General features: G+C 54.4%; 7 protein-coding genes. 2 read left to right on the plus strand and 5 right to left on the minus strand.

Annotated features, from left to right (window positions below; all coding sequences use genetic code 11):
- Window positions 1–12: 12 nt before the first annotated feature.
- Together CA54_RS24265 and CA54_RS24270 are read right to left on the minus strand one after the other, a co-directional pair.
- Window positions 13–3,336: a DUF1553 domain-containing protein gene (locus CA54_RS24265; RefSeq protein ID WP_197532791.1), complete on the minus strand. Its 3,324-nt coding sequence runs from the start codon at window positions 3,334–3,336 to the stop codon at window positions 13–15.
- 280 nt (window positions 3,337–3,616) lie between these two features.
- Window positions 3,617–4,822 carry a DUF1559 domain-containing protein gene (locus CA54_RS24270; RefSeq protein WP_146373597.1) on the minus strand — a complete coding sequence of 402 codons (1,206 nt, stop codon included), beginning with the start codon at window positions 4,820–4,822 and terminating at the stop codon, window positions 3,617–3,619.
- A gap of 475 nt (window positions 4,823–5,297) precedes the next feature.
- Here CA54_RS24270 and CA54_RS24275 point away from each other — a divergent pair, with 475 nt between their 5' ends.
- Entirely contained in the window at window positions 5,298–5,732 is a 435-nt protein-coding gene (locus CA54_RS24275) for a carboxypeptidase regulatory-like domain-containing protein (protein WP_146373598.1), read from the plus strand.
- 19 nt (window positions 5,733–5,751) lie between these two features.
- On the opposite strand, the gene CA54_RS24280 is transcribed toward CA54_RS24275, so the two are convergent.
- Together CA54_RS24280 and CA54_RS24285 are read right to left on the minus strand one after the other, a co-directional pair.
- Window positions 5,752–9,240 (minus strand): mechanosensitive ion channel domain-containing protein, encoded by a 3,489-nt coding sequence (locus CA54_RS24280; RefSeq protein ID WP_197532792.1) that lies wholly within the window; start codon window positions 9,238–9,240, stop codon window positions 5,752–5,754.
- A gap of 174 nt (window positions 9,241–9,414) precedes the next feature.
- Window positions 9,415–9,603, minus strand: a complete 189-nt coding sequence (locus tag CA54_RS24285) for a CPXCG motif-containing cysteine-rich protein (RefSeq protein WP_146373600.1) — start codon at window positions 9,601–9,603, stop codon at window positions 9,415–9,417.
- 190 nt (window positions 9,604–9,793) lie between these two features.
- On the opposite strand from CA54_RS24285, the gene CA54_RS24290 reads away from it, so the two are divergent.
- Window positions 9,794–10,729, plus strand: coding sequence for a CHAD domain-containing protein (locus CA54_RS24290; RefSeq protein ID WP_146373601.1), 936 nt, complete (start codon window positions 9,794–9,796; stop codon window positions 10,727–10,729).
- A gap of 69 nt (window positions 10,730–10,798) precedes the next feature.
- Here the strand turns inward: CA54_RS24290 and CA54_RS24295 are convergent, their stop codons facing one another.
- Window positions 10,799–12,196: a DUF1501 domain-containing protein gene (locus CA54_RS24295; protein WP_231963183.1), complete on the minus strand. Its 1,398-nt coding sequence runs from the start codon at window positions 12,194–12,196 to the stop codon at window positions 10,799–10,801.
- Between the last annotated feature and the right edge of the window lie 44 nt (window positions 12,197–12,240).

The raw sequence follows: 12,240 nt of genomic DNA on the forward strand, positions 1-12,240 counted from the left end.
TATTGGAACGTGTCAATCCACGTAAAGAAATTCACTGGACGATAACAACACTTTGCACAATCCCTGCCATGCTTGACGTTGGCGGTCTTGCGCATCGGGAACACGTTGTTCCATCGCGGCGATATAATTGGTCATAAACTCCAAAGCCTGAGCGGATTCCTCGACGTTGGGCGCCCGGCCTAACGTGCGGAGATAACACCAGTCCAGCCGCGCGGCATCATCTAACCCGTCGCGACTCAAGAGATCCCGCGCCATCGCATCGGTCTGCTCCGCCATGAAGTCGCTATTGAGCAAAAACAAGGCTTGCGGAGCCACGGTTGTGGTCGCGCGGTCGCCGTTGGAGGAACTGGGATCGGGGAAATCGAAAGCCTGGAACATTTCAAACAGACCGCTACGAATCACTGGTAAGTACACCGACCGCCGCGTGGATTCATACGGCGTCGCGTCCACTGAGGCAGTGCTCGCCACGTATGCGTGATTTTTTGTGAGCAGCAACGTCCCCCCCATCGTCGGGTCCATCGTCCCTGCAATGCTAAGCACCGCGTCGCGGAGTTCCTCTGCCGTCAGTCGCCGACGATTCATCCGCCACAAGTAAACATTCCCCGGGTCTTGTTCCACCGCTGCCGTATCGTACTGTGTACTCATGCGGTATGTTGCCGAGAGCACAATCCGGCGATGCAGATCTTTCAGTCCCCAGCCTTGCTCGATAAATTCCGCGGCCAAGTGGTCCAACAATGGTTGATTGACCGGTGGTTCTCCGGTGCTCCCAAAATTGTCGGGAGTGGGGACGATCCCTCTTCCAAAATGCCACCGCCAGACGCGATTCACGATCACACGGCTCGTCAGCGGATGGTCGGGACTGGTCATCCATTTCCCCAATTCCAAGCGTCCGCTGCGCTCCTTGCCGATCGGTGTCTGTTGTTCACCGGCAATCACTTGCAGAAACTGCCGCGGAACCTCGTCACCTAAGTTCACGTGATTTCCGCGAATATTGACACGCGTATTTTGAATTGCATCCTCAGTGACCCCCATTCCTAGCGGAAATTCTGGGATTGATGCTTTGAGGTCCTTGATCTCGTTGCGGAGATTTTTCACTGCGGCCATCGTCTCGGCGGGATAATCCCCTTCGAGTTTTTCAGAAACCGCAAACGGCCCCTTCTTATCCTGCAAGACCTGACGAAACGCCTCCAGTTCAGCGTCGGGAAGTTGCTTGGCCTCTTGGCCCCCTTCCCCGTCCTTCAATTTCCGCCATGCCATTTGCGCTTCAGCAAATAATTCGCTATAGCGAGTTGCCAAACGCTGTCGCGACTCGTTGCGGAAGTCGCTGAACAGGCCGTTGTCCTTGACCGTTTGCGACGACGACAAGGCGTGCCACTGGGCCAACACCGAGGAGCTGTCCGACTTCGTTTTTTCCAGGTAATCCGCCCAACTATTGAGGAACGCCAATTTCAGATCGTACTTCTTGGCCAATTCCTCTGGGCCGAGCGGAAAGTCCGCTTCACTTTGAATCGGCATTAATCCAATCTTGTCAATGTGTGGAAATGGCCCATCACGTTCCAGGCGAATGACGTTCTTCCCCGACTCCAAGACAATCACCGATTCGGCATGCCATTTTTGCGAGTCAGGTGTCCAACTCCCCGTCACTTCCTCAGCCACGCCACGAGCACTCGGTTTGCCGTTGATGAACAACTTGACCGGCCGGGACTGCGCGGCGGCCATACGGATTTCGAACTGATAGGTCCGTCCCGACGCGGGAACATCGATTTCATATTCCACAAAATTCGGCAGCTTGCCGCCGTTCACCAACACACCGATCTTCGAACCGTAATTAGAAAAATCCTTGTTCAGGTTGCCCCGCGTATAGTCCTCAGCTTCGACAACAATTCCACCGTCGGGCAACGGCATGGGATTCGGCTGCATAATCGAGACAAGTGCCTGATCCGCTGTGCGGTAACGCAGCAATTCCGTGGCTGCGATCAGGTAGTCACCGACCCGCTTGCGCGCGGCAGCCACCAGTTTGCGATTGGCGACCCGCGTCGTTTTCGTCAGCGCGGCTTCCCGATCCTTGACCAGTTGTTCCTGTTTCTTCACTTCGGCGACTGCCGCCGGTGATGCCAACGGGCGTTCGTACCAATTGGCGACGACTTTATAGTTCTCCATCGTCTTGGTACTCATGAAAATTCCGGCCAACGAATAATAATCGGCCTGCGGAACCGGATCGAATTTGTGATCATGGCAGCGAGCGCACCCGATCGTCATGCCCATAAACGCACGGCCAATTGTTTCCACTTGCTCATCCACAATGTCGACACGCATTTTCAACGGGTCGTCCTCGGCCAACATCTTCGGGCCGATCGCTAAAAATCCGGTCGCGACCTGCCGTTCGATGGTCGTCTCGGCATCGTCGACAGCCGGCATCAAATCGCCGGCAATTTGTTCAATCAGGAATTGATCGAACGGCTTGTCCTTATTGAATGCGGCAATCACATAGTCGCGGTACCGAAAGGCATTGGCATAAGCCAGATTTTCATCCATGCCGTTGGAATCGGCGTACCGCGCGACGTCCAACCAATGCCGTCCCCACCGTTCCCCATATCGGGGCGAGGCCAACAGTCGATCCACGGCGCGCTCATAAGCGTCCGCCGCATCATCCGCATCGAAATCGGCAATCTCTTGTGGTGTGGGGGGCAATCCACACAGATCGAATGTCACTCGGCGGAGCCAAACTCGCTTTTCCGCTTCCGGCGCTAGTGACAGTCCCTGTTCTTCCAACTGCGATAAGACAAAGTTGTCTAACGGCATGCGGGGCCAGTCCGCGCGTTGCACGGCGGGAACTTGTGGAGCGTGAATCGGCTGGAAGGCCCAGAATTTCTTTTGTTCTTCCGTGAAGAGCGGGCCGTTCTCTTTTTTCATAACTGGCGCCGGACTCGCAGATGGCGGCCAAGGGGCTCCCTCGCCAATCCATTTCGTGAGTAAGGCGATCTCTGCGTCCGACAATCGACCATCGGGCGGCATCTCGACAATGGCGTCGGGATCGTAGCTGATCGCTTCTAAAAACAGGCTCTCTTGCGGTGCAGCTGGATCAAAGATTTCGCCGGAGTCCCCCCCGGTTAAAAATGCCGCTTGAGTATCAAGCCGCAGACCGCCTTGCACCTTTTCCTCGCCGTGACATTTGAAGCACCGCGCCGCAAGCAACGGACGGATTTTTTTCTCGAATAACTCCAACTGTCGAGCAGTCGGAAGTTTCGTCTTTGCGACGGGATCGGCCGCTTCTATACTGTTCGGGCCCGCCCACATTGAGGCGACCAAAATACCGGCCACCAAACATCGTCTCATGAAAATATCCTGACTTCCAGCTTTCATAGAGCATCCGTGGAATCGCGTTCACAAAACAACGCGCCCGATCTGTGGGCACTAAAAACACATCAACAAACACGCATGTCTATCTTATCGGATTACTGAGGCGCGTTCCAGACCGCTGCTCTGGGAAAACAGCTGCTAGAGGATCTTTATTAATAACCTCAACGAAAAAACAGGCCCCCCCACGTTGTTGGCAGGAGAGCCTGTTAGATTTTAGCAACATCTCTTAAATTTTAGTCTGCAACAATTGCAACGACTAATACTGGTTGATGTCTTCACTTCCTTGCGTCGTGCCTAAAGCACCCCACACACCATAATTGCTTTGCCCAACCGTAAAGAGCGGAAAGTCTTCGGCCAACTGCCGGTCGATGATGGGATCGCCTGGGCGGGCGGCCAAATTGCCGGTGTTGATCACTTCGCTGACGTTGCGAACCGAGCCATCACCCATCAGGCAGTGGACACTATTCTCGTGGTAACTTCCCGCACTGACCAATGCCCAGGAATTATCAACGTCGTTCGGCATACACGAAGGACTGTTGGGCGGCAGGATTGTGTTAAAGCCGGCTGATTGCGGCGAACCTCGGTGCCACATCGCGCCTTGATGCTGATCGATTTCCACATCGACGTCGATGTCATACTTCTTGCCGCCGACTTCAGAAGCCAAGCAGAGCACTGGGCTATTCAAGACCTGCGTCGTGAAGTTTTTAGCGGTCAATCCCCGCACGTCGCGACCACTTCCGGCTGAATAGATTCCCCGTTCCGACATGGCAATTGTGTTACTCGTCCCGTCACTCATGTCTCTAAAGCTCGTGGAGGAAATGAAACCAAACAACCCGCGCGTTCCAATCACACCGGTTAAGAACGCTTGATTCGGTCCCGGAGTCGTCGCATTACTGCCGACAAATCGGGGAACCAAACCGGCATTATTCACCGTGTCGCCCATGCACATTGCATAGCTACGTTGACCTGAATTGAATGTGAACGTACCGGTCGGATTGGACGGACAAATGAACACCGGGATGCGTGCTTGCCAAGGCGTATAGGCAATGTCGTCAGGTGCCCCACCCCAAGGCGGATAAAACCCACCCCCAGGACGCGGAGTCGATGCCCCTTGGATTCTGCGGTAAAGAGGCGTTCGGTCCAGGTAAGGCAACAGTTGAATGAATCCATTCACCTGCAATTCGTTTCCGTCCCCATAGAACCCGCCGTTAATAATTCCGCCCACCGTACCCCCTTGCATGTAGGGAAAAACGTTGAACGATTCATGATATTCATGAAGCGCGAGCCCGAGTTGTTTCAGATTGTTTTTGCATTGTGTTCGCCGTGCCGCTTCGCGGGCATGTTGAACCGCAGGCATGATGAGCGCGACCAAAATCGCAATGATGGCGATCACCACCAATAACTCGATAAGCGTAAACCCTTTTCCGGCGGCTGACCGCGCCGACGTCGTGCGTTTTTGCATTGTTGAACTCCCGGGAGGATCGACAATTGAAACACAAAAGCACTGCAAACGTGCAATACTGTGCGAGACAATAACTGGACATATTCACAATACGCTGATATTGCCAGCCTTTTCAACATCAAATTCGCGCAATTATGCAGGCCTGCGGGAATTTACCGGCTACCACAGACAACTGCGAACAGGACGTTTTCCTGGAAATTGACAGCTCCGTCGTTTTACCTGTATCATGACAACAACTGCCAACGCATGCCAATTTTCGCGGCAGGTGTTCGCAATTTTCGAAACATCGAACAATTATCCCATGGGGAGATACCAGCTAATGGTCCGCCAGTTTTGTACAACCGCTCTTCGACAGCCGGTTTCAAAACCCTCCGACGCGGCGAGTTGCCCCTTATTATTCAGGCAAAAACAGTCCCCCTCACGCATTCTCAGCCTGTTTGTCGCTGCGGGGCTACTGTGCGGCTGTGGCGGAGGCATGGACGTTCCCCCTACTGTCGATGTGAAGGGCACAGTCACACTCGACAGCTCGCCTTTGACCGACGCCGATGTGATCTTTTTTGACGGCACTCAGTACACGGCCTTTGGAAAAACCGATGGAACTGGACGCTTTACATTGAAAACGCGTTTCAGTTCCGAGGTCATGGAATCCGGAGCACCGGCCCGCGAATACCGCGTCACCGTCAGCAAGATGATCCCCCCCAATGGCATGTCCGAAGAAGACTACCAAGCCCAAAAATTGGCGCTTCGTGCAAAACGGGAATCTGGTGAAAAGATTTTGAACTCCGATTACCTGCCATCCAAAATTGAAAGCATCCCCGCAAAGTACTCCGTCGCTTCGCAGACCACATTGAAGGCAAATGTCAAAGCCAATCAGGAAAATGACTTTCCCTTCCCGCTCACGTCAAAATAGCCACCGCGGTAAAAAAGCATTACGTGCTATACGGTGACGACTCTTCTTTGGATCCAATGATGTTCGCCGGCAGTGTGCGAACATGAATGTCCTGTTGCGGAAACGCGATTTCGACATTCGCTTCACGAAAACGACGATCAATATCGGTATGCAGAGCATGAATCACGGCTAGGCGATTGTCCAAATCGGGCAAAAATACCCGTAACACGTAATTCAACGTGCTGTCCCCAAATCCCTCGAAGGTGGCAAGCGGAGCCGGATCGTTGAGCACAAATTCATTGGCATTTGCCGCAGCGAGTAATAAGTCCCGCGCCAATATTGTGTTACTGCCGTAGGCCACACCCACCTCGATCACGACGCGGTTGACTTGATCGGATAATGTCCAGTTCAACAACCGTCCGGTGATGAACTCCTTATTGGGAACGATGAGTTCCTTGCGATCCCAGTTCGTGATCGTAGTCGCCCGCATGCGAATCCTCGAGACTTTGCCGCTGACATCGCCAATCGTAATCACATCTCCCACACGAATCGGGCGCTCAAACAAAATGATGATCCCCGAAATGAAATTGGCGAAAATCTCCTGCAGACCAAAACCCAACCCCAAACTGGCGGCAGCGAACAACCATTGCATCTGCGCCCAACCGATCCCCACAATCCCCAACGAGACCGCAAAACCGACCAGCAAGATTATATATCTGGCCATACTTGCAATCGCATAACGAAAACCGGCCTCGAACGGCAACCCGCGCAATAGTGACATCTCGATCAAACCCGGCACATTTTGTGCAGCCACAACGGCAAAAATCCCTACCAAGACCGCCAACGCCAATTGTGCGATCGTGATCGGCCGGGTCTCCTCCACCATACGCGTCCCCTTTTTTCCTGTTTCCGGGTCGTCGTATTCCTGCGGTACCGTGACCGTGCTGACCCACGGAGTCGCTTTGTTGATTACGCCCAAAGCGGGAAAGACATCGGCCCAAATCAACCACATTCCGGCCACAGTAGTGATAATGATTGCCGTCCGCAGCAGCTTTTGCGCTTGCGTCGAACTGGCGGCAAGGTCCATGACCGGTTCCTCGACGATCGGCATCGAAGGGGCAATCGGCTCACCGGTTCCTGCTGCGGCAGCAGCTGCGGCCGCAGCCTGTTCTTCCCGTTCCCGTTCCCGTTTGGCCCGCGCTCGCTCCATGGCCAATGCGCGGCGATGGATCAACAAGAGCCGCATAAGCATGGCATGCACCAACAACAAAACAATCGACAGCCAGATCGTGTCCCGTAGCCGCGTCCCCAAGTGCATGACGGTGTAGTAATACCCCATCACAGCCAACACCCCCATTCCTGCGGGGACTAGCATGCACAGACCAAAGACCAAGTACCGCAACTGCACGCGCCAACCGTCGTCATTCCCCCGCACGACGTCTTTCAACACACCCGTGTGAGGCCGCAGTACGCGTTGCATAAACACCGTCAGTAAGATCAGCCAACAGATAACACTCGCCCGTCCCAGCGAAGCTTGCCATTGCTCGTTGGGTTGCGCACTCATCGTGGCCGCCAAGAACATCAATGGCAAACTCAACGGAGTAGCCCAGCGTAAATGTGTGCGGATCGTCCGCACGGTGGCATTGGCCCAATAAAAGTGCATCTCCGCCAATCCCTTGGACGCGCAGCATTGGCGAATTATCTCTAGCGGCAGATAAACTGCTGCGGTCGCTGCCAAACCCTGCGAGATAGCCACAGCAAAAACCGTATTGTTAGGCTGTGCGACGATCCGCCAGGAGAAATACCACAGAATCGACGGCCAGATTGCCGCCACAATGACCGTCAACACTGAGGCCTGCAACGTCGGACGGAAAACGCGGCAATTTCCGCGCGCGGCCTCTTCGCCAGCCGTAGCGATCCCTGCACGTAAACGGCGGCGATAATAGATCAGAACCAGAAACAAAAACGTCGACAACCCAATTTCCAACAAATCCTCAGGCTTCCAAGAGAGAAACGAACTCAACAATTCCATCCACTGGCCCGGGTTAAATACCCATTTCAGCGCATCCATCGCATCTGCTATTGCCGACGGCCCCAACGCCTCGTTACTGCGGATCCACAACACGCGTTCGTCAATGTATTTGGTGTAAGCTTCGGTGACCGTCATCATCTCAGCTTCTTTGAGATTGAGCGCCAACAATGCGGTTTGCAATTTGCTTGAATTGCTTGTCAATTCGTCCAGGACGGTCTTGCGCGTATCTAGCAACTCACGAACAGTCTTGGCCAATTCCGGCGAAGACTTGGCTTTCAATTCTTTGAGAGCGCGCGCGGATGCTGCATCTATGTCCGCTAATTTGTCGCGATCTTTCTCAAGCTGAAACGATTCAAACCGTAACGTACTGATCTGCTCCTGACGCTCTTTGATGTGCTCTTCATAGTGGGATGCGTTAGGTATTGTGGCGCGCTGGCTTCGCAGCAATTGACCGATCGCATCGGACTGCCCGATGGCGTCGATCATGCTCTGCATATCTGCGAACTCGCTGTCCAACTCCTCATACTTGGCTTGAACAACTTGCGTTTGTTTTTCGACCGTTTGAAGTTCACGGGTGATTTTGATGTTTTTATCTGCTAGCTGTGTATTCTCTTCGGCGAATTCCTTCAATTCGGGAGCAGCTGAAATGACCTCCGCCTTAACCTGCTCCGCGCGTAACTTCGCCTGGTGTTGCCGCAACTTGTTCACATCCGCCTGCAGCAGTTTTACAATCTTTTCGGATTGTGAAACCTGCAGTGACAACAGATCGCGCCGCACGCGTAACAGCCCGGCATTTTCTTCCGCCTTATACAGCGCCACTTCCGTCCGCTCGGCCTGAACCTGCTGGCCGAACTCCATCGCCCGGGCTTCAAGTGCTGTTTTTTGCGCGGCATTCAACAGCGGCGAGTCATCTGCTTTGGGTGGACTTTTGAGTTGTTCACGGACTTTTTCCAGTTGCTGTTGGGCATTCGAGGCGGCGATTTCCGCCGGCCGCGCTTCGCGTCGTGCCCCCTCCACCTTAATGTCGGCCAGCAATTTACGAAAACCCGTCTGCGGGTCATCCAGCAACTTTTGCTCCGAACTGAGCAACGTTTCAAATCGCGATAGCTTTTCACCAGCTTGTTCCAAGCTGGCGGGCATTTTCGTGTCATCCCCGTTGGGTGACTCTGTGATTTCCTTAGGCGCATTTTTGGCTAACTCTAATTTTTCCTGCGTCTCCTTCAAACGTGGATCAACGGTATCTAGCTTTTGCTGATATGCCTGCTGTTTTTCGCCCCAAGACTTGGCAGCGGCTAACGATTTTTTCGCTTGGTTATATAGCTCAACGATTTTGGCTTTCAGCGCATCGTCCAAACCTTCGGCGCCCTCGGCCTCTTTCAGACGCGTGTCGACCATCTCAGCCGTCAGCGCCGGCGGTTTTTCCGGCTCGACCGGCGTCACAGGGTCCGCTTGCCCCCATGCGGTTGCGTTTAAGCAAATTAGGACCGCTAACCACATGCAGCACCGGTGCCCATGACCTCGAAGCAAAAACGGTTGACTCAGGCAGTTCCGAAAATCCATGTCGTTCCTCAAACTGATTTCAATAGCGACGAATACTCCGTCATTCGGCGACAGTCTATTGGAGGCTGCCGTGCAATGTATAGAGCGATTGCCGACGACAGCTTTTAAGCCTCATTCATCCTCGGTGCGACTAGTCAACCGCACGCTTCCACCCCGCTCGACCTGTACATGCAACAGATGCGGGTGACAGCAGACCGGACAGTCCTCCACGTAGTCCTGCGCCCTCCCCGCCGAAAGATCGATCGGAATGACGATTTCCTCGCCGCAAACGTCACAGAAATAGGTCGCCTCGTCTTGCATTGCCACAGCACACTGGGAAAGCTAGGTAGAAATAGAAACAGCACGATTGTGCCCACGCCTATTTTAGGTTCCAATTGGTAAAATCTGTAGCCCTGCACCTGAAGTTCGCACTGCGGAACACTCAGAAATCCGCACAGCGGAACGATCAGCCGTCAAGAAATATCACATAGACTGGGCGACGTGAGACAGCATGGCAAAACTGGGCAAATGGATCGAAAACGTGGGGCCCGATGATCGCATTGTCGATGTCGCCAAGCAAACACTCAGCATGCGACTCGAAGCGGTCGAGTATTATTTGCCCTTGGCTGCGGAAATCGCAGCCGAGAGTGTCGAATACGTCCATCAACTCCGCGTCTCCACCCGCCGTGTCCGCGCCGCCATTTCGCTCTACGAAGAGCTATTGCCCTCCAAACGGACGCGGCGAATCAATAAAGATCTCAAACGCATCCGACGAGCCGCCGGTGAAGCCCGCGACTGTGATGTGCTCATCGCGCGGTTGGAGAATAGAGACCAGGATGCCGGTGCGACTTCGAAAACCCAGCGCATCTTGCGTCGTCTAAAACGGCAACGCGCTGCTGCGCAGGCGCCCATTGTTGAGACGTTTGAACGTCTGACCTTTCATCAACGTTTCCACCGCCGCGGCAACAAACTCTTGGCACGCATCCGACCGCGTGGTATCAGCCGGCAGCGGAAATTGGGAAACCCCAAGTTTAGCAACTGGGCCCCCACGGCATTTGCGCCGATCGTCGAACAATTTCTCCAAGGCGTACCGGGCGACAAATACACCCTTGAGGAACTGCACCAATTTCGCATACGGGGCAAGGGACTGCGATATGCGATGGAATTGCTCGCGCCCGCCTACCCGGCTGAATTTCGCGAGCAGCTCTATCCGCGACTCGGGGAATTGCAGGAAGTGCTCGGCGAAGTGAACGACCATTGCACCGCTGCCGCCCGTTTCGCCCGCTATGTGGAAGAAGCCTCAAAAAAGATGGAAAAGAATTTCTTTCGACGGCTGATGCAACAAGAAGAGCAATTTTCCACGGAAGCACGGCAAAAGTTTTCCAATTGGTGGACACCCGAATTCCACCAAGAGATCGAAAAGCGATTGCGCAGCTTCACGCAATGATCGACTGCGGTCGGAATGAACGATCGCCCATCGCCGCTGCCTGAAAGTGTCACTCCTGACGAAGTCCTCTTAGGCAATCAATTCGGGAATCACATGACCATGCACGTCGGTCAGCCGAAAATCACGACCGGCATACCGATAAGTGAGCTGCTCGTGATCGAAGCCCAGTAGATGCAACATCGTGGCATGCAAATCGTGGACATGTACCGGTTTTTCTGCGGCGGCAAATCCGAATTCGTCCGTTGCTCCGTGGACATATCCCCCACGAATCCCGCCACCGGCTAGCCAACAGGTGAATCCGTAATGATTGTGGTCCCGGCCGTTGAGTTGTGGGAGTTCGGCAACCGGCGTGCGTCCGAATTCGCCGCCCCAGAGCACCAACGTCGAATCCAACAGGCCTCGCTGTTTCAAATCGGTTAAAAATGCGGCGATCGGTCGGTCCCAGTCGCCGGAGAGTTTGCGATGTTGCTTCTCCAACTCGCTATGGTTATCCCATGGCTGCCCGGCTCCACTCCACAGTTGCACGAAACGTACCCCACGCTCCAACAACCGCCGCGTGATCAACAATTGCCGCGCGACATCCCCCGTGCCATAACGCTCCTGCATATCCTTCGTTTCCTGGGAGATATCAAACGCGTCCGTCGCTTCGCTCTGCATACGATACGCCAACTCGAAGGATTGAATCCGCGTCTCCAACTGCGCATCCCGCTCTCGATCGTCCGCATGTTTTTCATTGAGCCGCCGCAAGAGATCCAATTGGCGGCGCTGCACGTCCAACGTTAAATCTTCGTTCTTGATATTCGCAATCAGTTTGTCGACTTGTTTTTGCTGGCTGTTGATGTAGGTCCCCTGAAAGGCTCCCGGCAAAAACGCGGACCGCCAGTTGCGCGTGGCCACAATCGGATATCCTCCCGGGCACATCACGACGAACCCCGGCAGATTCTGGTTTTCCGATCCTAAACCATACGTCACCCAGGCCCCCATGCTGGGCCGCGGCAATCGCCCTTCACCGCAGTTCATCAACATCAACGACGGTTCGTGGTTCGGTACATCGGCATGCATCGAGCGGATTACGGCGATGTCGTCGATGCATTGCGCTGTCTGCGAAAAGAGTTCGCTGACCTCGATGCCCGATTCGCCATGTTTTTGAAACTCAAACGGCGAGCCCATCAAGGCACCGGTCTTACGTTCGGTGCGCAGATTTCCCGTCGGCAGTGGCTGGCCGTGCAAGCGTTTCAACTCGGGCTTGGGGTCGAATGTATCGATGTGCGACGGCCCGCCATTCATAAACAGGTGCACCACCTGTTTCGCTCGCGGCGCAAAGTGCGGCTGCTTGGGCGACAACGGTCCCAGCGGACCAGCGCCGGATTCGGCGGCCCCCAATTGGCCCTCTTCACGCAACAAATTCGACAGCGCCAACATCCCCAACCCGGTGCCGCTACGCGCAAGTAATTCACGGCGGGACATTCCTGAATTCCAAGGGACACTATAGTGAGGCATCTCTCTCAAAC

It is taken from the genome of Symmachiella macrocystis, from assembly GCF_007860075.1.
Classification (GTDB): domain Bacteria; phylum Planctomycetota; class Planctomycetia; order Planctomycetales; family Planctomycetaceae; genus Symmachiella; species Symmachiella macrocystis.